We start from the raw sequence: 20,021 nt of genomic DNA on the forward strand, positions 1-20,021 counted from the left end.
CGGAGTGGCCGCCCTCATGTCACATCGATCTTCCCTTACGGGCGCCAAGGTGACGAACGGGTTCAAACCCGTACACCACTCCCGTGGACGCTAACAGGAGTACGACCAGCTGCAGCGTGCCGTGGGCGAGATTGCCGAGCAAGGAATCGACACCCATGGCCTTATCGGGAGCGGCGGCGGGAGGCGCAGTTCACGCAGGTCTTGATGGCAGCGAGGATCTTCAGGCGCTCGAAGGGGATGCGTTGCCCGCGCCTCGCACAGGTCCCGTAGGTGTTATCGCGCGTAGCCGTTCCGGAAGCGAAGTCAAGTGCGATGCAGTCCGTGGTTCTGCGGCGGTCGGCGTCGAGCAGGTCTCGTATGGTTGCCTGCTGGATCGACTGCCCGTTCAGCGGCGGGACCTGCGAGGTGCAGACGCCCAGATCCCGCAGGTCCCAGTGGACGAATCTCTCGTACTGCTCGCCCGCTGTCATCGACGTCTCCCTCGACGTTTCCGCCCTCCGGGGATTTCTGCGACCGAGGAGGCAAGGGCGCGGCGCCGCCTAGTACTCCAGCCGCACTTGCTAGGCGGGCTGAGGTGCGTCGATGAGCTGGTGCACGATTAAGCGCGCTACAGCGCGATAGTGCACGCCGGTTCATAGGTACGCATGCGTAGGCGTGCGTGTAGCCGGGTGAAAGGCGAGCGACCACCGCTGTGATCATTCAGGTGTGGTGGATCTGAAGATCATGCGGTGGCCGCGTTGGCCAGGGTAGAACATCTCAGCGCAGCGCGTCTGCAGGCAGGCTGGATGCTGCGTTTGCGCTGGTGGCCGGGCGTTTCAAACGCCACGAAGTCCGGCAGCGGGCTCGCGCGTGTATCGAAGGGCTGCTGTCCGGGCTGGAGCGTAAGAACGCGTGGTCGCTGGCCGAGTACGCCGGCGAGCGCACACCGGATGGGATGCAGCGGCTGTTCAACGCCGCCAAATGGGACGTCGACGGCGTGCGCGACGATGTCCGCGGCTACCTGATGGCGCACCTGGGCGAGCCCGATGGAGTGCTGGTCGGTGATGACACCGGCTTCGCCAGGCAGGGCGACTGCTCGGCGGGAGTGCAACGGCAATACACCGGCACCCTCGGAAAATCACCAACTGCCAGATCGGGGTATTTCTCGGCTATGCCTCCAACCACGGCCGGGCGGTGCTGGACCGGGAGCTCTACCTGCCCCGCGACTCGTGGATCGCCCAGCCGCAGCGGTGCGCGGCCGCGCAGATCCCCGAGCAGATCGGCTTCGCCACCAAGCCGCAACTCTTGCAGGCCGTGATCGAACGGACGCTGGGAGGCCGGCGTGCCGTTCGGCTGGGTGACCGCCGATGAGGCCTACGGCGACAACGGACCCCTTCGCCGCTTCCTGGAGGACCAGCAGATCAGCTACGTGCTCGCGGTCTCCCGCTCGCACCAGATCTCCACCGGCGTGAGCAAGGTCCGCGCCGACGTCATGGCCGGCAAGGTGCCCAAGAATGGATGGCAGCGCCTGTCCTGCGGAGCGGGCGCCAAGGGCGAGCGACGCTATGACTGGGCACTGATCGACACCGACAACCCCACTCATCGCCTGCTGATCCGCCGCTCGCTCAACAACCGGGGCGACCTGGCCTTCTACCTGTGCCATACACCCCGGCCAGCCTCGTTACAACGCCTGGTCCAGGTGGCCGGAGCCCGCTGGACGATCGAGGAATGCTTCCAGACCGGCAAGAACGAGGCCGCCTTCGACCACTACCAGGTCCGCCTCTATCCCGCCTGGTACCGCTACATCACCCTGGCCATGCTTGCCCTGGCTTTCCTGGCCGTGACCCGCGCCGCCCTCGGCCCCGAACCCGCACCAGCGGCCGACACCGGCCGGCTCATCGCGATCTCCGCTAACGAGATCCGCCGACTCTTCGCTCTGCTGACCCGGCCACCCATCAACGAAGGCCACATTCTGCACTGGTCAAACTGGCGACGGCGCCATCAAACCCGTGCCCGCCAAAGTCACTACCTGCGACGACAACCCAAAGATCGATAAGTGCGGCTGGAGTACTAGGCTCAAAAGGTGAAGCTCGGCCTTTCCCTGAGCGGAAGGTTCGCGTCTAGACTGCCTTTTCGTTATTAGCACGGAGAGTGGTTCAGAAGTCCGAAACAGAAAGGGTCATGACACTCTCTGGTGTGCCCTGGACTGGATAGGGCGCGAAATCCAGCGGCAGGCAATTCGTCTAATTCGGGAGGAAATTCGATGGATGTTGTGCCGTCTCTTGACCCCGACGCCGAGCGACTGGACCGGCTCTTCGGTACGCCCGACGGTGTTTCCTTCACCAGGCTCTACCAGCGCATCGTCGCCCAGCCCGGCGGCCCGGTCTGGTTTCGCAGCTGGGTCGAGGAGATCGAACCCACGGCCCGCATCCTCCGCTCCTGGGATCCCCTCCTGATCCCCGGCCTCCTCCAGACCGAGGCCTACGCCCGGCACCTCTTCAGCCAAGCTCCGCAGATCACCTCCGACGAGGTGGAAGAACGTGTCCAGGCCCGCATGCGTCGCAAGAGGATCCTCGACCGGGACAGCCCTCCGCTCATCCTCGTGCTCGTCGACTCGGGCGTACTGTTCCGCAGGGTCGGCGGAGCCGAGGTGATGCGCGACCAACTCGACTATGTGTTGCAAATCGCTCAGATGCCGACCGTTTCCATCCAGGTAGTCAGCCCGGACTGCCTAACAGGTCTGATGGGCGCCTTCACTATCGCGGAACTTCCGGACGGGCAGCCGGACGCCATTCACGCGGAGTCCTCTGCAGAAGGACAAGTCACCACAGATCTCGATTCCGTGACCGCGATGTGGAACCGCTACGAGGCGATTCGGCTCTGGGCCTATCCTGAGCACGCATCCCTCCAAATGATCCAGAAAGCGAGATCCGAATGGACCTGAGCTCTGCCGTATGGCGGAAGTCGTCCCGTTCGGGAGACAGCGGTGGCCAGTGTGTGGAAGTGGCCTCCAACCTGCCCGGAGTAGTCGCCGTACGCGACAGTAAGAACCCGGACGGCCCCAAGCTGACCTTCACCCCCGCCGAGTGGAAGGCGTTCCTCGGCGGCGTCAGAGCCGGAGAGTTCGACTCCCTGGGTTGAACCGCCAGCCGCGATTTCCATCACCCCATGGCAGTCACCGGTGCGACGTCTCCACGCACGCCAGGTCACCACATGACAACGCTTCTTGAGGTCGGTGCGGCGGCGTTTGACCTGGATGGCCTGGGCGGCAAATCGGCGTCACTGCTGTCGAAGCCTCAAGAAAGATCGATGGTGAGACCGGAGGTGGCGATGCCGATCTCGCCGTCGTATTCGGCCTCAGCAGCGGCTCGCGCGGCTGTGGCGTCTGTGCCTGGCTGCAGGTGAGTCAGTAACAGGTGTCGGGCATCGGCTTCCTTGGCTTGCCGACCTGCCTGGCGGGCGCTCGACAGGTGGCGCCGCGAATCCTGCGGGACCCGGTCCACGAAGGTGGCCTCGGCCAGGAGCAGGTCAGCGGCGCGCGCCAGGTCAACCACATCAGGGCTCGGGCCGGTGTCCCCGGTGTACGCGAGCACTCGCTCGCCCGCTGTCAGCCGTATGCCCGCATTGGGCACCGAGTGCGGCAGTAGACGGGTCTGCGCGCGGAACGGGCCGATGGCGATCTGGTCGCCGGCGTTGAACTCGTGCAGGACATAAGCGTCGGTCAGCATCCCCGGGCGGTCCAGCGCGAGCACCGCATCCAGGGCGCTGGGCAGCGAGTACACCGGCAACGGCGCCGGTGGGTCATCACGTAACGCACGCGCACGCAACAGCGGGTTCAGGTCGGCACAGTGATCGGGATGTCCGTGACTGATGAACACCGCGTCGACCTGATCGGCGGTGATCCGTTCCAGCAGTCGCGGCACCGTCGCGTATCCAGGGTCGACGAGCAGCCTGAAGCCGTCGTGCTCCACGAGGTAACCGCTGCAGGCCTGGCCCGCCGCCGGCCACGCGCCGCACCCGCCAAGGATTGTCAGCAGCATCCATGAACTCTAACGGCCGGCTCACCAACCATGGCGCGCCCGCATCAGCCGTGCGCGTTCGCAGAGGGATGGTCGGCGTGCCTGAGCGCTTGCGAATCGGCCAAGCCGTAACTTTGCGCTGGTCGTACGTCATGGTCGAACCCCGAGCAAGATCCGGGAAGGCCGATGAAAGCGAATCGACAGCGTCCGGCACGCCCAGCCGGCCGCACCCTCGTCAGGCCGGGCAGGTCCAGCGGGCGCATCGCACGCTGAGGGAACAGCTGCTTCCTGGCGGAACACACCGAAAATCAGTGAAAGGGACCGCATGCACACCGTTGTCTCCGGAGTGATCGCGGACGTGGTCGCTCCCTCCGCGGCCCAGGCCGACCGGACCGGGGAGTTCCCCCGCGCCGCCGTCGAGGCCCTGGCCAAGGCCGGGCTGCTCGGCCTGACCAGCAGTGCGGAGGTGGGCGGTGGCGGACAGGGGCTGAGGGCCGCCGCCGAGGTCATCACCGAGCTCGCCTCCGCCTGCGGATCCACCGCGATGATCACTCTCATGCACTACTCGGCCACCGCGGCGATCGAGGCGCACGGCCCGGCCGAGGTGCGCCGGGCCATCGCGGAGGGCCTCTACCTGGCCATGCTGGCGTTCTCCGAGGCCGGTTCGCGCAGCCACTTCTGGGCGCCGCTGAGCACCGCCGAGGCCGACGGGGACGAGATCCGGCTCGACGCGCGCAAGAGCTTCGTCACCGCGGCGGGCGAGGCGGACGGCTACGTCTGGTCGAGCCGGCCCCTGTCCGGTGACGGCCCCATGACGCTGTGGCTGGTGCCCCGCGACGCGGCCGGGCTGAGGGTCAGCGGCTCCTACGACGGTCTCGGCCTGCGCGCCAACGCCTCCAGCCCGATGGCGGCCGAGGGGGTGCGCGTCCCCGCCGCCGCCATGCTGGGCGCGGACGGGGACGGGCTCGACATCGCGCTCGCCACCGTGCTGCCCACCTTCCTGGTGCTCAACGCCGCCTTCTCCCTCGGCGTCATCGAGGCGCTGGCGGCCAAGGCCCACGAGCACCTGGCCACGACCAACCTGGCCCACCTGGGGCAGCGGCTGGCGGACCAGCTCCCGGCGAGGTCCTCCTACGCCCGCATCCGTACCAGGGCCGACCAGACCTGGGCGTTCCTGAACGACACCCTCGCCGCGCTCGAATCCGGGCGTGAGGACGCCATGCTGCGGGTCCTGCAGGTCAAGGCCGTCGCGGCGGAGGCGTCGGTCGAGATCGGCGACGAGGTCATGCGGCTTTGCGGCGGGTCGGCGCTGCGGCGGGACCTCGGCATCGAGCGGCACTTCCGCGACGCCCTCGCCGCCCGGGTCATGGCTCCCACCACGGAGGCGCTGCACGACTTCGTGGGCCGCGTCTCCTTCGGCCTGCCCCTGCTCGACGGGGACGCGTCGTGACGCTCGTCATGGGAGCGGTGGCCTACGACGCGAAGGTGGTGCCGATCTGGACCGGGTTCCGCTCCTGGCTCCTGCGCAACGGGCTGCCGTTCGACTTCGTGCTCTACTCCAACTACGAGCGTCAGGTCGAGGATCTCGTCGCGGGACGCGTCCACGCCGCCTGGAACTCGCCGCTGGCGTGGGTCCGCGCCCGGCGGTTGGCCGCCGCCGCCGGCCGCTCGGTGCGTCCCCTGGTGATGCGTGACACCGACCGCGATCTGCGCTCCGTCGTGGTCGTACGCGCCGACTCCGGCATCACCTCCTTGGACGACCTCAAGGGGCAGGTCGTGGGCACCGGAGCCGTGGACTCGCCGCAGGCCACCCTCCTGCCGCTGCATCACCTGCGCATGGCGGGGGCGCGGTTCGAGGTACGGCGCTTCGAGGTGGGAGTGGGCCTGCACGGCGACCACATCGGCGGCGAGCGCGACGCCGCCCGGGCACTGCTGTCGGGCGAGGTGGCCGCGGCCTGCATGGTCGACGCCAGCCACCTGCTCTTCAGCCGCGAGGGCACGCTGCCTCCCGGCGCCACCCGGATCCTCGTCGGTACGGCGGCCTACGACCACTGCAACATGACCGTCGTCGACTCCGCGCCGGAGGAGCCCGTCCGGCTGTTCGGCGAGCTGCTCACCGGCATGTCCTACGCCGACCCGGAGGTGCGCCCGCTCCTCGACCTGGAGGGTCTCACCGCCTGGGTGCCGGGCCGTACGAGCGGATACGGCGAGCTGGAGGCCGCGGTGGACGCCGGCGGCTTCTACGACCTGGCCGGCCGGATCACCGCCGAGGGTTACCGGCCGTGACGGTCCGGGCCCTCGACCTGCGGGACGTGGGGTTCGACCGGGGAGCGCACCTCCTGCTGCGCCGGGAGCTGGCGCTGCTGCCCGTCGGCGGCCGGCTCGCGGTCGCCGGTACGGACGAGGCGCTCGTCGTGCACCTGGCCGCGTGGTGCCGCAGGGAGGGCCACGACCTGCTCCCTGGCGACGAGCGTGACGGCCGGGTGCGCGCGTGGGTCGTCCGCGGCCGGGCGGGGCACGACCGGTGGGCCGGCGCGGAACGGGCCGGTGGATCGTCACCCGCCGGCCTGGTCGCCCGGCCCCCCGCGCACTGGGGGCTGGCGGCCCGTGGGGCCCTGGTGGAGTCGGGCGGCCCGGCGGTCCGCTTCGACTTCGACCGCAAGGAGACCGTGTGGTCCGAGCTGGCGCCGAAACTGTATCTGCAGGCGGTGGCCCGGCAGTGGGATCCGGTGGCGGCGGTCGACTGGGACACCCCGTTCGAGTTGCCCGCCGAGATCGAGGCGGCGGTCGTCCAGGTGATGACCTACCTGGTGGAGAACGAACAGGCCGCCCTGGTCATCCCCGCACGGCTGCTGGCCCGGGTGCACCCGCACTTCCGGGAGGTGATGCAGCTGCTGGCCGTGCAGGCGGCGGACGAGGCCAGGCACGTCGAGGTGTTCACCCGCCGGGCGACGCTGAAGGGCGAGGAGCTCGGGACCTCCTCCGCCGGCGGGCGCGCCTCCCTGATGACGCTGCTGGCCGAGCCCGACTTCTCCCTCGCCTCGTTCCTGCTGTCGGTGCTCGGCGAGGGCAGCTTCCTCAACCTGCTGTCCTTCCTGGACCGGTACGCGCCCGACCCGGTCACGCGGCGGATCGTGGCCCTGGCCCACCAGGACGAGGCCCGTCACGTGGCCTTCGGCATCGCTCACCTGGAGGAGCAGGCCCGCGCCGATCCCGCCTTCCGGGGCACGCTCAGAGGAGCGATCGAGCGGCGGCACGACGCGCTGGCCGACACCGCCGGCATCAACGCGGACGTGCTCGACGCCCTGACCGTGCTGGCGGCCGGTGAGTGGAGTCCCGCCGCGATCGCCCGGGGGCACGCGGCGGTCCAGCTGCTCCAGACGGAGATGCTCGAAGGGCGCAGGAACCGGCTGGTCCGTCTCGGTTTCCCGGCTGACGAGGCCGCCGACCTGGCCGCCCTGCACACCCGCAACTTCATGTGAGAGCGGGGCGGGTCAGCGGCGGCGGGAGGCGCACTTCACGCAGGTCTTGATGGCCGGGAGGATCTTCAGGCGCTCGATGGGGATGCGTTGCCCGCACCTCGCGCACGTCCCGTAGGTGCCGTCGCGTAGCCGCTCGGAAGCGAGGTCCAGCTCGGCGAGGTGGGTCAGGGCCTGATCGAGAAGGGCCTGGACGTGGGCCCGCTCGAACGCCGTGGACGTGCCCTCGGGGTCGTGCTCGTCGTCGGAGGCCGTCAGCGCCGACGAGGTGACGATCTCGTCACGGTCGCGGCCCAGCAGGGCGATGCGCTCCGTGGTTCTGCGGCGGTCGGCGTCGAGCAGGTCTCGTATGGTCGCCTGCTCGGAGGGGGAAAGCGCGGCGTCCCGATCGTGTTCGGCCATCACGGCTCCTCACCTTCCCCACCAGATTATTCGCCGCCCCTCCCTGGACATGACCTGGGCCGGTGCCATTCGCCCGCGAAGACCACGGCCGCCGGGTCACGGCCAGCGCACCTCCGGGGTGCGTTCCATGAACCGCGCGTACGGCTCGAACGCCCGCTCGACCTCCGCCCGGTCGCTCCCGCCGAGCTGTGAGAGCGGCTGAACGGCGATCCGTACCCCGCTCTTCGTGAGGGTGCGTGTCCAGGTGGCCACGACCCGGCCGGCGCGCACCACGGTGGACCGGAAGACCCCGTTGCCACCGGGGATGATGGCCGCCTTGTGCTCGTCGGCGACCATGAGGGAGCGGTCCTTGTAGCCCAGCAGGTATTCGTCGAACCCCGGCAGCACGAGCACCTCGTCGTCGCCGGCCGGGGGAGGGGCGGTGTCGAGGAGCGCGGCGTCGACGTACGTCTCCACCCCGTCGACGGTTACCCGGGCCAGCGCGTCGCCGGCCACGGCGATGCCGCGCTTGGCGTCGGCCGCGGTCAGGCCGGTCCAGCCCGCGAAGTCCTGCCGGGTGGTCGGTCCGTGGCCGCGGAAGTAACGCAGGGCCATGGTGCCCAGCGCCTCGTCGCGCTCCGGCCGGTGCGGGTCGGGGACCCACTCGTCGAGCAGCACGAAGCTCTGCTCGTTGCCGAGGTTGGGTGCGATGCACAGCAGGCCCCGCTGGCTGGCGTACCACAGCAGGTGGTAGCCGCGCTGGCCCCCGGTGTCGATGCCCTTCTCGGCCAGGACGGCCAGGCACTCCGACCGGCTCAGCCGCCCGCCGCCGGCCAAGGCCGCGCCCAGCACGTCCATGGCCTGGACGGCGGTCTCCTCCGAGAGGCCGAGTTGTTCGCGCCGCCTCGCCGCGCCGTTCAGCACCCGGACGCCCATCAGCTCGACCATCCAGCGGGCGTCACGGGACGGAACGAAATGGATGGTGCCGCGCATCGGCCACGTGCGCAGCGCCTCCCGCCGCTCCAGCGCGGCGGTGACGTCGGCGGCGGTGTGTCCGGGCAGCCGCGCACCGAACGACCACAGCCCGCTGGCCAGGTCCTGCGCCTGCATCGCCCCGAGCCAAGTCACCACCTCGGCCACGCCCGCCGCCCCGCCGGCGCCGCCGGACGACGCCCGGAGCAGCAGGCTGGACATCCGCAGGCCGAGCACCTGCTGGGGGGAAAGTTCCACTGGTTAACGCCTCCTCGCGCTCACCGTAGCCTTCGCCACCGACAATCCGGCCTACGGTGCGCGCCCACGTCCTCGACAGCCCGGGGGCGCCTGAGGTCGCCGAACTGCGCGAGGCGTACCGTGAGCTCTGCGCCCCTGCCGCCCAGCCTTCATGACGATCGCTTGACACGGTGAACTTGAAGATCAAGTTCTCGGTTCGGCGAGAATACTCCCACGGTTGCCCGTCACGTTCAGTTCGCCGCCGCTCTCCCCGCGACTTCGCCGGCAGTCAGCGCCACCGAGCGCGAGCCAGAGTGAGCCCGTACACGTTCACCGCGCCGCTCGCCTTGAGCCGCATGGCCACCGCGTTGAGGCTACTACCAGCGGTGAAGACGTCGTCGTAGACCATGACGCGTCGGCCTCGCACACGAGCCGGGTCCGGCACACGTAGCGCGGCGTACAGCTCATTCGCCGCGATCTGACGCTCGATAAGGGAGGTCGTGTCTCGCATTCGGGGAGTGGCTCGCGTCTTTTCGATGAGCGGCGGGTCTAGCACGAATGGGAGATCCTCATCGTCTTCGAGGATCGCCCGTTCGATGACGTACCCAGTGTGATCATTACCTTTGCGTGCCTGGTGTGACTCACGATAGGCGGGCATCGGGATGATGGCGTCCACCTCGTCGACGAGCTCGGGGTGGGTGTAGAGGTGACCTAAGATGATCCGTGCGAAGATCATCCCCCACCCGTATGCTCCGCGCTTCAGTCGGAGAACTCCCTGCTCCAGGGTGCCGGCCTTGACCCCGACGACCGCCGTCCACTCGAAAGCACGCTGTGGGTCGCTGCAGAGCCTGTTGGAGCAAGCGAGCTCGCCACCCCGCAACACCTGGTGGCAGATCCGGCAGTTGGGTTCGTTCGGCGGCCGGAAGCTCTCCGATGCGCACTCGTGGCAGATGCGGACGTGCCCTGCCTGCAGGTAGGGACATTCGCCGCAACTGCCGAACCCGGCGGGGGGTGGGCCGTCGCCATAGGCCAGCCGCCCTGGTCTGGTCACCACAGCGCCCCGGGCGATGGCGCCTCCAGTTTCAGATCTTCGAAGTCGAGGGTCATCTGAGCGCGGGACTCGTTGACCGCTTGGATCCGATCCGGGCTGGACAGGCTCTTCACGACATCGTCCACGTCCTCCACCATGAGCGCCCCGCGCTTCTTGACGTACTCCTGCGCCCACGGCTGAGCCTCGGTGAGACTACGTAGCAGGAACACCCTTTTGCCATGCTCCAGCGCCAGCCGCGCCTGCATCTTCGCCCCGGACGTGCTTGCGGCTTCGATCACCACCGTGCCTTGCGCGATGCCGGACATGGTGACATTGCGGCGGGGAAAGGTATGGGTCGCGCCGTTGGCTTCCGGCCAGAACTGGGAGACCACGGCTCCGTTCTCGGCGATCCGGTCGGCCAGGGCGCGGTTCTCGGCCGGGTAGCAGCGCAGGATGCCCGTCCCCACGACCGCGATCGTCCTGCCGCCGGTATCGAGCGCTGCAGTATGCGCCGCGGTGTCAACGCCTCGGGCGAGGCCGGACACTACGGTGACCTGACGTTCGGTGAGCAGGCCGGACATCCGGCGTGCCCGGCGTAGTCCGTCCTCGCTCGCCTGGCGGGTACCGACGACGGCCACGCTGCGTAGGTCCGCTTCGCGGAGTTCGCCCCGGACGAACAGGAACGGTGGAAGGTTGAAGATCAACCGGAGGGTGGCGGGATACTCCTTGTCCACGACAGTGACGAGTCGAGCCCCGCTGTCGGCCGCGAGTTCGGCCTGCTGAACGGCAGATTCGACGTAGCGATTGAGCTCCTGGGCGCTGTTGGTGATGAGGGCTCTGGCTTTGGTCGCCTCAGGGGAGGACTCGATGATGTTGCCCGACCATAGGCGGGCCAAGCCGTTGGGACGTTGAGCCTCTCGCGCGATGAGGTACCAGCTGACGCCTTTGACCATGCATATCGCGAGCAGTCGTGACTGCTCTTCAGTGATCCGCATCCTACTCTCCAAACACATGTTCGAATGCGTGTCTTATGGTACTGCAGATGCTTATGCCGCCCGAAGATATGTCCATATTGCCAAGTAGTACTAGATATCTAACGAGCTGCATCGATGATCGATATGGCGGCAAGCCATGATCGATATCGGCTAGCCAGTTTTGATGTAGCTCAGAGACATTGAGTTCTTACGGTGAGTATACGAACGATGTGTCTGGCGGCCCGTGCCTACCGAAAATGTCATCCGCGTGCCGCATGACGCCGCTCACCAGACGTTGTCCGCCCGCCTGGCCGACTCCCCACCGCTGCCTCGGTACTCCGTGAACCCGTGCGGTTCACGGTCTCCGCGAACTGATGGAGCTCCGTGTCAGAGCCGGGGCCGGATGCTCAGGCGAGGTGGGGCCCAGCAGCCGGACGCGGGCTATGTCTCAAGCAGAACGGTGCCTCCCGGAGCTGGTCCGGGAGGCACCGTCGGGGAGGGGTCAGGCCGCCACGTGAACGCGCTCCGTGCGGCGCTCGCGGGCCGGGACCAGCCGGGCGCCCAGGGCGCGGGCGCCGATGACCATGGCGGCGGCGGCCAGGACGATGTCCTTGAAGATGTACTGCGCCTCCAGGGTGGGGGCGCCGGGGAACAGGTCGGTGAAGAACAGTGCGTACGGTGCGAAGAAGCCGGCCAGTGCGCCGGTCATCACGACCAGTCCGGTCTTCAGGAGTCTGCCGGTCACCAGGGTGAGGCCGATGAAGACCTCCATGCCGGCGATCACGAGCTGGGCGGCGTAGCCCGACAGCATGCCCAGGGACAGCTTCTCCAGCGTGGCCACCGAGAGGGCCTCGGCCGGGCTGACTCCTGGGAAGAACTTGAGCGTGCCGAAGGCGACGAAGACCAGGCCGAGGCTGACGCGCAGGATGTCGATGCTGTGCCTGGACAGCCAGGCGGTCAGCTTTGAGGTCGCGTTCTCGATCATTTCTTTCTCCCCGTCGGTGTCGTTTCCGTCTGGATCCAGACTGGCGAGACGGTCGGCGGAGAACATCCGGCGACGGGAGGCAGTCGGTCTACGCCTTCACAGGTACGGCGGGTCACGCGCCTACTGCCTCACGCCTAAGGGTCCGCCCTAGGGGGAGGTCCGGTCCGATCCCCTAGGGCGGCGGGCGTAGTTCGCGATGGGACGCCCGGCGGACGCGCCGGCGCCGGGACGAGCAGGACTCTGGGCTCACCGTCCCTTCGCAGAAACGGGAGTCATCATGTTGCGCTTGCTCATGGCAGGTGTCCTGGCCGTCGATCCGCACGTCGTCGACTGGATCGACAAGAACGCCCAGCAGCAGGTCACCAGGGAGGCGATCGGCGCGGCCACCGTCGTGGGCCTGGGGGAGTCCAGTCACGGCACCCACGAGGAGGCCACGATCAAGTTCGGCGTCCTGCGCTTCCTCGTGGAGGAGATGGGGTTCCGCTCGATCGCGTGGGAGGACTGGACGACGAGCGTGCGGGTCAACCGGTACGTCCTGACCGGCGAGGGCGACCTCGACGCGCTCATGGGCGAGCTGACGACGACGTGGCGGAACCGCGAGGTGCGCGACGTGCTCGCCTGGCTGCGGGCGTACAACGCGGGCCACGACGACAAGGTGCGGTTCGTCGGCGTGGAGTACTACGCCACCCGCTCCCTCGCCTACGACGCCGTCTCCTCGTACGTGACCGAGGCCGCCCCGCAGCGGCTGGGCGAGCTGCGGAGGCACCTGCGGCACATCCGGCCCCGCCACGAGGACGCCGGGGCCAACCTGAGGTGGTACATGGGGGTGACCGACAAGCGGCCCTACATCCGTCACGCCCGCGCGGTGTACGAGCTGGTCGAAGGGCTGCCCGGGAACGACCGGCAGCGGCTGGCCCTGCACCACGCCCGTCAGATCCTCTCCTGGTACGAAGCGTTCAGCCTGCCCTTCGAGGACGTCTACGCCTACCGCGACGCCCGCGCGGCCGAGAACCTGCGCTGGTGGCAACGCCGCACCGGCGACAAGGTGGCCTACTGGGCGGCGAGCGCGCACACCGCCGCCGCGCCGGGCCTGCGGATGGTGCTCGGCGGCGAGGCGGTCGCCTTCGACAGCGCGGGCTCCTACCTGCGCCGCTGGTACGGGGACCGCTACCGCTCGATCGGCGTGCTGTTCGACCACGGGAGGCTGAGCACCGGAGACGGCTGCGGCGTGGCCCCGGCGCCGGTCCCGCGCCCCGACCCCGGCTTCGCCAACCGCGTGTTCGGCGACGTCGGCCGCGCCCAGTACGTCGTGGACCTGCGCGCCAAGGCGCCGGAGGCCGTGCGCGAGTGGCTGCGCGCGCCGGCGAAGGTACGCGGTTACTCGGACTACGTCCCGGCGGCGGCGCAGAAGTCGTACATGGAAGGCGGGTCGCTGGCGCAGTGGTTCGACGTGATCATCCACCGGCAGGTGATCACTCCCTGCACGCCCCTCTAGGGGGCGGCGCCCGTGTCCATCCGGCGCCTCCCCGTTCGTAGTCATGCGGTACGCGCCCTCTCGTGAAAGGACCGGACCCATGACCGCCCAACACCGCCGAACCACGCTCCTGCTGAGCTGCGGCGCGCTCGCCGGGGTGCTCTTCCCCGTCGTCTCGTTCGCGCAGGCCTTCACCCGCGAGGGCTTCGACCTGCCCCGGCACGCGCTGAGCTCGCTGACACTCGGCAATCTCGGCTGGCTCCAGATCGCGAACTTCGTGGTCACGGGCTTGCTGGCCGTCCTCTTCGCGGCCGGCATCCGGCGGGCGCTGCACCCCGGACGGGCGGGCACGTCCGGGCCGGCGCTGGTCCTCGTCTACGGCGTGGGCATGATCGGCGGCGGGATCTTCGCCCCCGACCCCGCCCTGGGCTGGCCGGTCGGCGCCCCCGAGGGTCTTCCCGGGCATCTCAGCGTGAACAGCCTCCTGCACACGGTCTTCGCGGCCGCGGCGTTCCTGTCCCTGATCGCAGCCGGGCTCGTGTTCGCCCGGCGGTTCGCCGGTCAGGGACGCCGCGGCCGGACGGTGTACAGCGCCGCGACGAGCGTCGCCACGTTCGTCCTCACGGTGCCGCCGTGGAGCGAGGACAGCGCGAGCCTGCGGTTCGCCGCCGCCGCGGTGATCATCTCCAGCTGGCTCGCCGTCGTCTCCTGGTGGTTGCGTGCCGGGTCTCAGGCGTTGTCGTCGCCGTACTGCGCCGCGATGTCCTCGGAGGAGGCCCAGCGGCTGTAGGTGGGCGACTGCGGCCAGCCGTCGGGCGAGTCCTGCCACTCCTCCTGCCGTCCGTACGGCAGGAGGTCGATCAGCGCGAAGGTGTGGGTGAGCTGCTCGGTGCCCCGGCCGTTGGTGTGCCAGGTGCGGTAGACGGTGTCGCCGTCGCGCAGGAACACGTTGACGGCGAAGCCTTCGCCGGGCGGCGCGCCGACGTCGGCGCCGAACGGGCTGTTCGCGGTGGAGTACCAGGTCATCTTGTTGCCGACCTGCCGCTTGTAGGCGAGTGCCTCGTCGATGGGGCCCTGGGTGACGATGACGAACCGGGCGTCGTAGTCGTCCAGGAACTCCAGCCGGGTGAACTGCGAGGTGAACCCCGTACAGCCCGGGCACTGCCACTCCTTGCCAGGGAACCACATGTGGTTGTAGACGATCAGCTGGCTCTTGCCTTCGAAGACGTCCACCAGGCGGACGGGTCCGTCCTCGCCTTCCAGCGTGTAGTCCGGCATCCGCACCATCGGCAGGCGGCGGCGCTGGGCGGCGATGGCGTCGAGCTCCCGGGTCGCGGCCTTCTCCCTGACCCGCAGCGCTTCGAGCTCACGCTGCCAGGTGGCGGCGTCGACGACGGGCGGTAGTGCTTTCGTGTCCATGTCTTCTCCCTGCTTGCCGTGTCCGAAAGAGGTAGACCTGCCCCGGCCGTCGAATTCATCGGCAGGCGTTCCTCTGGATTCGGTAGGAATGCCGCCAACCGCGATCCTTTAGGGTGCAGGCGTGGAGAGGATCTTGGCGGCGGCCTCGGCGGTCCTGGGCGAGGAGGTCAGCGGGCCGGTCGATCTCGGCGGGAGTTCGCGCAGCCACGTCCTGAGGTGTGCGACCCCCAGCGGCGGCACCGTGGTGGTCAAGGCGTACCGGGAGGTCGCGGGGTTCGCGGCCGAAGCGGCCGGGCTGCCGTTCTGCGGCGGGTCGGGGCCGCGGTTGCTGGCGGTGGACCCGTCCTTCCCGCTCGTCGTGATGTCGGATCTCGGCGTCGCGCCGAGTCTGGCCGACCTGCTGCTCGGGGAGTCGGCGGAGGCGGCGAGGGACGGGCTGCTCGCCTGGGCCAGGACGTACGGGCGGATCGCCGTGGCCGGCGCGGGGAGGCGGCGGGAGTGGGAGCGGGCGCGGGCCGTCTACTCCGGGGGCGAGGCGGGGCGGCGTCTTCTGGGCGGTCTCGGAGAGGTGCTGCCCTCGGTGCCCGCGGGCCTCGACGCCGAGCTCGCGGCCCTGGAGGCGGACCAGGAGCGGTTCCCGGTCTTCTCGCCGGGTGACATCTGCCCGGACAACAACCTGCTGACAGCGGGCGGGATGCGCGTGCTCGACTTCGAGAGGGCCGGATACCACTCGGCCTTTCTCGACGCGGCCTACGTGCGCATGCCGTTCGCGACGTGCTGGTGCGTGTTCCGGCTGCCGCCCGGGCAGGCGGCGGAGATCGAGGACGCGTACCGCGAGGAGGTGGTCGTCGTCCATCCCGAGCTGGCCGACGACGGACTCTGGGCGGCGGGGGTGCGGCAGGCCGTGGCCACCTGGACGATGTTCATGACGTGGGCCATGCTGCCGGGGGCACGTGAACGGGACCGGCCCACGCATTCCACCCGGACGCCGGTGCCGAGCAAACGCCAGCTGCTGCGCCACCGGTGGGGCTACCTGCTGGAGCATCTGGAGGCGGGCGAGTTCCCCGCTGTTCAGGAAGCCGTACGGGCGTGCCTGGAGACCACCGCGCACTGGGAGGTCGCCGAGCTGCCCTACTACCCCGCCTACCGGTAGGCGGGCGGTCTCTCCTGTCGCGCTACAGCATCGTCTGGCGCAAGCCACAGGACTGAGCCGGGCGGTGCGTGCGATTGGCCGTCCTTCGCGCGCGCGGCTCCGATATCGTGACCACGCTACGTGAGCAGATCGGCACGATTAGACACGTTCAACCCCGCTCGGGCTCTGCCCGCCCCCACCGAGGAGGATGTGTGAGCTCACTCCCCACGCGTATGGCCGACCGCTGGGAGAGACGGCGACCGCAGGACCGGCTCTACTGGCAGGTCCTGCTGGGGGATGACCCGGGCGCGCGGGCCATCGTCCAGGAGGCCCACGACCGCCTGGCCGGCGTGCCCGGCCTCGATCGGGTGCCGCCCGAGTCCGTGCACCTCACCACGTTCGTCGCCGGCCGCTCGGACGAGATCACCGGCGACCAGGTACGGGTGATGGCCCAGGAGGCGGCGGGCCAGCTCGCCCGGGTCGAGCCGTTCACCGTCACGCTGGGCCGGGTGCTGTACCACCCCGAGTCGGTCGCGCTGGAGGCGCGGCCGGTCGAGCGGCTCCGGCCGCTGCTCGAAGCGGCGAAGTTCGCCACGCGGGCGGCGACGGGCCGCGACGGCGTCCTGGACCACGAGCCGTGGACACCCCGGGTCACGCTGGCCTACAGCAACTCCGACGGCCCCGCGGCCCCCGTCATCGACGCGCTCGGGGAGCGGCTGCCGGACCGTGAGGTGACGATCCGCAGCATCCACATCGTCGACCAGGAGGCGGCGTTGAGCTGGCGCCCGGTGGCGGAGGTCCGGCTCGGCGCGTCATGAGCCGTCCTGGAAACCGCCCATAGGGTGACGATTGATCTGTGAAAGCGCGTGCAGTTGAATACTCGGGTGCGAGCTGGCCGAGTGATCTCCCCGGTTCTGGTGGGCAGGGAGAAGGAGCTCGCCCGGCTCGTCGCGCTCGTGGCCACCGCGCCCTCCGTGGCGGTGATCGAGGGCGAGGCCGGCATCGGCAAGTCGCGCCTGGCCGCCGAGCTGCTCGGCGACCCGGCCGTGGCGGGGATGCGGGTGCTGAGCGGGTCGTGCGTGCAGATCAGGGAGCCGTTCCCGCTGGGGCCGATCGTCGAGGCGCTGCGCGGGCGCGCGCCCGATCTGGCCGGGGCGGAGCTGACGCCGGTCGCGGGGGCGCTGCGCGACCTGCTGCCCGAGCTCGCCGGGGTGCTGCCCGAGAAGCCCCGGCTGCCCGACGACCGGGCGGCCGAGCGTCACCGGCTCTTCCGGGGGCTCGCCGAGGTCATGGCCGCTCTCGGTCCCGCCGTCCTGCTCGTGGAGGACCTGCACTGGGCGGACGGGCAGACGGTCGAGTTCCTCACTTACCTGATGTCCGTGCTGCCCGGCACGCTCCGCGTGGTGCTGACGTACCGGGGCGAGGAGGCGCCGGCGGCGGTGCGCGCGATCACCGCGCGGACGGCCGACGCGATCAGCGTGGCGCACGTGGTGCTGCCGCCGCTCGACGCCGCCCAGACGCGGATCATGGCGTCGGCCATCCTGGAGGCCGACCAGGTGACGGCCGAGTTCGCCGAACACCTCCGCGCGCGGGCGTCCGGCCTGCCGCTCGCCGTGCAGGAGCTGCTGGCGCTGCTGCGCACGCGGGGGACGCTCATCAAATGGGAGGGCGGATGGGCGCGGCGCGCGCTCAACGAGCTGGACGTGCCGAGCGGCGTCCGCGTCACGGTGCGCGAGCGGGTCGCGCAGCTCTCCGACGGGGCCAAGCGCGCCGCGGAGCGGGCGGCCGTGCTGCGCACGCCGGTGCCCATCGAGGTGCTCGCCGACGGTGACGCCGGGGCGATCGACGAGGTGCTCGGCTCGGGGCTGTTCGCCGAGACGGGCGGCGCGGTGGGGTTCCGCCACGTGCTGGCGGCGCAGGCCGTCTACGAGGCGATCCCGCCCGGCCGCCGCCAGGCGCTGCACGCCGCCGCCGCGGATCTCGTACGAGGGCTTCGACCGGTGCCGCTGGGCCGCCTGGCCCACCACCTGCGGCACGCGGGACGGGCCGAGCAGTGGGTGGAGACCGCCATCGAGGCGGCCGACCAGGCGTCGAGGCTGGGCGACGACGCCGAGGCCGCGCGCCTGCTGGAGGACGTGCTGCGCGACACCGACCTGCCGGCGGCACGGCGGGCGGAGCTGACGGTGAAGCTGGGCTGGGCCGCGCTGGAGCTGCTGCGCCCGCCGCCCGTCGCCGGCCTCATCACCGGCGCGCTGGAAGGGGATGTGCCGCGCCCGCTCCGCGGCAGGCTCCGCTTCCTGCTCGCCCTCCACCTGGAACGCACGCGGACGGACATCGCGCGCATCGGCGACGCCTTCGCCCAGGCGGTCGAGGACCTGGACGAGGAGCCGGGGCTGGCCGCTTGGGCCATGGTCGGGGTGGGCCGCCCGCCCAGCGACCTGCCGCCCGCCGAGAGCAGGGCCTGGCTGGAGAGGGCGCTCGCGACCCTGCCCGCCGTCGGCGACCCCGCCATGCGGATGCTGGTGCTCGGCAAGATCGCGATGATCTTCGTGGTGATCGGCGATCCGCGCTGGGACGGGCTGGCGGAGGACCTGCTGCGCGAGACCGGCGGGCGCGGGCTGCTGCGCCGCGAGGTCAACGCCTACCGGTCCATCGGGGGCGCGGCCCTGTTCAGCGGTCACCACCGCAAGGCCCGCCGCCTGCTGGCCGCGGCGATCGAGGACGGGGCCGAGCCCGATCTCCGCGGGCGGCTGGAGCTCCGCTGCCTGGTGAACCTGGCCGCCGCCGACTACTTCGACGGCTCGTGGGACGGGCTGGCCGCGCGGCTGGAGGAGCTGCGCGGCCATTTCGGCGACGAACCGCACGAGCGCATCCTGGTCGACATCGTGGCCGCCTGCCTCGGCGCGGTGCTCGGGCGGCAGGAGGCGGCGCTGCCGCCCCTGCTCGACGCGATCGCCATGGCCCAGTCGCGCGGCCAGTTCGACGACCTCGTCCTGCCCATCAGCATGCTGCTCAGGCTGGCCGCCGCGCGCGGCGAACCGGAGCAGGCGATCGCGACGGCCGCCGAGGCGGCCTCCCATTGGGAGGCGGGCGGGCTGTGGCCGGTGGCCGTCCGCGCCCTGCCCGCGCTGACAGAGGCGCTGCTGGCGGCCGGCCGCGCCGCGGAGGCGGCGGACGTGATCGACAGGCACGCGTCCCAGCTGGCCGGGCTCGACGCGCCGCTGGCCGGACCGGCTCTCGGCCACGCCCGCGGCCTGCTGGCCGCCGACGGGGGACGCGGCGCCGAGGCCGCGCGGGAGTTCGCCGCGGCGGCCGAGGCGTTCGAGCGGATCCCGGCGCTGTACGAGGCCGCGCAGGCGCACGAGCACGCGGCCGCCTGCCTGTTCGCCCTGGACGACCCCGAGGCCGCCGTCCACCTGGGCCGGGCCGTCACGCTGTACGGCGGGCTGCACGCCCGGTGGGACCTGGACCGCGCCACGGGACTGGGCCGCCGGTGGGGAGTCCGCCCGCCCGCGCCGGCGCAGAACGGCGGCGACCAGGCGCTGTCGGCCCGCCAGGAACAGGTGGCCCGGCTGGCGGCGGAGGGGCTGACCAACCAGGAGATCGCCAAGGAGCTGTTCCTGTCGCCGAAGACGGTGGACAAGCACGTCAGCGCGGCCATGCGCAAGGTCGGGGCGCGGTCGCGGACGGAGCTCGCCCGCCATCTGAATTCCTAGATTGGGGATTTTTCCCCATAGGGCTCCCCATACCCCATTCCGCCTGGCTGTGGCGACACTTGCGGCATGTCCGAAACCACCTCCGAGCCCGGCCCCGACGACCGCCAGGAAGAGGCGACGGAGTCACCCGAGCCGCCCGAGCCGTCAGAGCCGCCTGAGCCGCTCCTGCCGCCCGACGGCTTCGAGCCCGCCTGACCACCCCCTCCAGAAAGGCCACCATGGCA

Annotated in this window: 19 protein-coding genes and 1 pseudogene; 12 read left to right on the top strand and 8 right to left on the bottom strand. The window is 70.3% G+C overall.

Annotated features, from left to right (window positions below; translation table 11 throughout):
* Positions 1-161 precede the first annotated feature (161 nt).
* Positions 162-470 (bottom strand): hypothetical protein, encoded by a 309-nt coding sequence (locus ACZ6YG_RS21480; protein ID WP_466019005.1) that lies wholly within the window; start codon positions 468-470, stop codon positions 162-164.
* A gap of 311 nt (positions 471-781) precedes the next feature.
* Between ACZ6YG_RS21480 and ACZ6YG_RS21485 the strand changes: the two are divergent.
* The 3 genes and pseudogenes from ACZ6YG_RS21485 to ACZ6YG_RS21495 all read left to right on the top strand — a co-directional run bounded on the left by ACZ6YG_RS21485 (position 782) and on the right by ACZ6YG_RS21495 (position 3,120).
* Positions 782-2,035 (top strand): annotated as a pseudogene (locus ACZ6YG_RS21485) (IS701 family transposase).
* A 207-nt stretch (positions 2,036-2,242) separates the two neighbouring features.
* Positions 2,243-2,923, top strand: a complete 681-nt coding sequence (locus ACZ6YG_RS21490; RefSeq protein ID WP_466019006.1) for a DUF5753 domain-containing protein — start codon at positions 2,243-2,245, stop codon at positions 2,921-2,923.
* Complete coding sequence (locus ACZ6YG_RS21495; protein WP_466019007.1) at positions 2,914-3,120, top strand: DUF397 domain-containing protein; 207 nt, start codon at positions 2,914-2,916, stop codon at positions 3,118-3,120. The genes ACZ6YG_RS21490 and ACZ6YG_RS21495 overlap by 10 nt, the downstream gene beginning before the upstream one ends.
* 155 nt (positions 3,121-3,275) lie before the next feature.
* Here ACZ6YG_RS21495 and ACZ6YG_RS21500 read toward each other — a convergent pair whose 3' ends face one another.
* Positions 3,276-4,019 carry an MBL fold metallo-hydrolase gene (locus tag ACZ6YG_RS21500; protein ID WP_466019008.1) on the bottom strand — a complete coding sequence of 248 codons (744 nt, stop codon included), beginning with the start codon at positions 4,017-4,019 and terminating at the stop codon, positions 3,276-3,278.
* A gap of 304 nt (positions 4,020-4,323) precedes the next feature.
* On the opposite strand from ACZ6YG_RS21500, the gene ACZ6YG_RS21505 reads away from it, so the two are divergent.
* Genes ACZ6YG_RS21505 through ACZ6YG_RS21515 form a run of 3 tightly spaced genes read left to right on the top strand, consistent with a single transcriptional unit; the run spans position 4,324 to position 7,480 of the window.
* Complete coding sequence (locus ACZ6YG_RS21505) at positions 4,324-5,448, top strand: acyl-CoA dehydrogenase family protein (protein ID WP_466019009.1); 1,125 nt, start codon at positions 4,324-4,326, stop codon at positions 5,446-5,448.
* Entirely contained in the window at positions 5,445-6,284 is an 840-nt protein-coding gene (locus ACZ6YG_RS21510) for a phosphate/phosphite/phosphonate ABC transporter substrate-binding protein (RefSeq protein ID WP_466019010.1), read from the top strand. The genes ACZ6YG_RS21505 and ACZ6YG_RS21510 overlap by 4 nt, the downstream gene beginning before the upstream one ends.
* Positions 6,281-7,480 carry a ferritin-like domain-containing protein gene (locus tag ACZ6YG_RS21515; protein WP_271278831.1) on the top strand — a complete coding sequence of 400 codons (1,200 nt, stop codon included), beginning with the start codon at positions 6,281-6,283 and terminating at the stop codon, positions 7,478-7,480. The genes ACZ6YG_RS21510 and ACZ6YG_RS21515 overlap by 4 nt, the downstream gene beginning before the upstream one ends.
* Before the next feature lie 12 nt (positions 7,481-7,492).
* On the opposite strand, the gene ACZ6YG_RS21520 is transcribed toward ACZ6YG_RS21515, so the two are convergent.
* The 5 genes from ACZ6YG_RS21520 to ACZ6YG_RS21540 all read right to left on the bottom strand — a co-directional run bounded on the left by ACZ6YG_RS21520 (position 7,493) and on the right by ACZ6YG_RS21540 (position 12,056).
* A complete protein-coding gene (locus ACZ6YG_RS21520; protein WP_271278830.1) occupies positions 7,493-7,879 on the bottom strand; it encodes a TraR/DksA family transcriptional regulator in 387 nt (128 codons plus the stop codon).
* Between the two features lie 96 nt (positions 7,880-7,975).
* A complete protein-coding gene (locus ACZ6YG_RS21525; RefSeq protein ID WP_466019011.1) occupies positions 7,976-9,088 on the bottom strand; it encodes a winged helix DNA-binding domain-containing protein in 1,113 nt (370 codons plus the stop codon).
* Positions 9,089-9,356: 268 nt separating this feature from the next.
* On the bottom strand, positions 9,357-9,803 hold the full coding sequence (locus ACZ6YG_RS21530; protein WP_466019012.1) for a ComF family protein: 447 nt from the start codon (positions 9,801-9,803) through the stop codon (positions 9,357-9,359).
* Positions 9,804-10,114: 311 nt separating this feature from the next.
* Complete coding sequence (gene dprA / locus ACZ6YG_RS21535; protein ID WP_271278827.1) at positions 10,115-11,092, bottom strand: DNA-processing protein DprA; 978 nt, start codon at positions 11,090-11,092, stop codon at positions 10,115-10,117.
* A 481-nt stretch (positions 11,093-11,573) separates the two neighbouring features.
* On the bottom strand, positions 11,574-12,056 hold the full coding sequence (locus ACZ6YG_RS21540; RefSeq protein WP_148034074.1) for a DoxX family protein: 483 nt from the start codon (positions 12,054-12,056) through the stop codon (positions 11,574-11,576).
* Positions 12,057-12,333: 277 nt separating this feature from the next.
* Here ACZ6YG_RS21540 and ACZ6YG_RS21545 point away from each other — a divergent pair, with 277 nt between their 5' ends.
* Both ACZ6YG_RS21545 and ACZ6YG_RS21550 read left to right on the top strand, forming a co-directional pair.
* Positions 12,334-13,551, top strand: coding sequence for an erythromycin esterase family protein (locus ACZ6YG_RS21545; protein WP_466019013.1), 1,218 nt, complete (start codon positions 12,334-12,336; stop codon positions 13,549-13,551).
* Between the two features lie 79 nt (positions 13,552-13,630).
* Positions 13,631-14,320, top strand: a complete 690-nt coding sequence (locus tag ACZ6YG_RS21550) for a DUF998 domain-containing protein (protein WP_466019014.1) — start codon at positions 13,631-13,633, stop codon at positions 14,318-14,320.
* Here ACZ6YG_RS21550 and ACZ6YG_RS21555 read toward each other — a convergent pair.
* The gene (locus tag ACZ6YG_RS21555; RefSeq protein WP_466019015.1) at positions 14,260-14,949 is read right to left on the bottom strand and encodes a DUF899 domain-containing protein; all 690 of its coding nucleotides are present in this window, start codon (positions 14,947-14,949) and stop codon (positions 14,260-14,262) included. The genes ACZ6YG_RS21550 and ACZ6YG_RS21555 overlap by 61 nt on opposite strands.
* Positions 14,950-15,070: 121 nt before the next feature.
* On the opposite strand from ACZ6YG_RS21555, the gene ACZ6YG_RS21560 reads away from it, so the two are divergent.
* The 4 genes from ACZ6YG_RS21560 to ACZ6YG_RS21575 all read left to right on the top strand — a co-directional run bounded on the left by ACZ6YG_RS21560 (position 15,071) and on the right by ACZ6YG_RS21575 (position 19,992).
* On the top strand, positions 15,071-16,102 hold the full coding sequence (locus tag ACZ6YG_RS21560) for a hypothetical protein (protein ID WP_466019016.1): 1,032 nt from the start codon (positions 15,071-15,073) through the stop codon (positions 16,100-16,102).
* Positions 16,103-16,293: 191 nt separating this feature from the next.
* Positions 16,294-16,899 carry a 2'-5' RNA ligase family protein gene (locus ACZ6YG_RS21565; RefSeq protein WP_219551266.1) on the top strand — a complete coding sequence of 202 codons (606 nt, stop codon included), beginning with the start codon at positions 16,294-16,296 and terminating at the stop codon, positions 16,897-16,899.
* A gap of 81 nt (positions 16,900-16,980) precedes the next feature.
* Positions 16,981-19,797 carry a helix-turn-helix transcriptional regulator gene (locus ACZ6YG_RS21570; protein WP_466019017.1) on the top strand — a complete coding sequence of 939 codons (2,817 nt, stop codon included), beginning with the start codon at positions 16,981-16,983 and terminating at the stop codon, positions 19,795-19,797.
* A gap of 66 nt (positions 19,798-19,863) precedes the next feature.
* Entirely contained in the window at positions 19,864-19,992 is a 129-nt protein-coding gene (locus ACZ6YG_RS21575; protein ID WP_261808818.1) for a hypothetical protein, read from the top strand.
* Positions 19,993-20,021: the final 29 nt, after the last annotated feature.

It is taken from the genome of Nonomuraea sp. NPDC054003 (assembly GCF_055585125.1).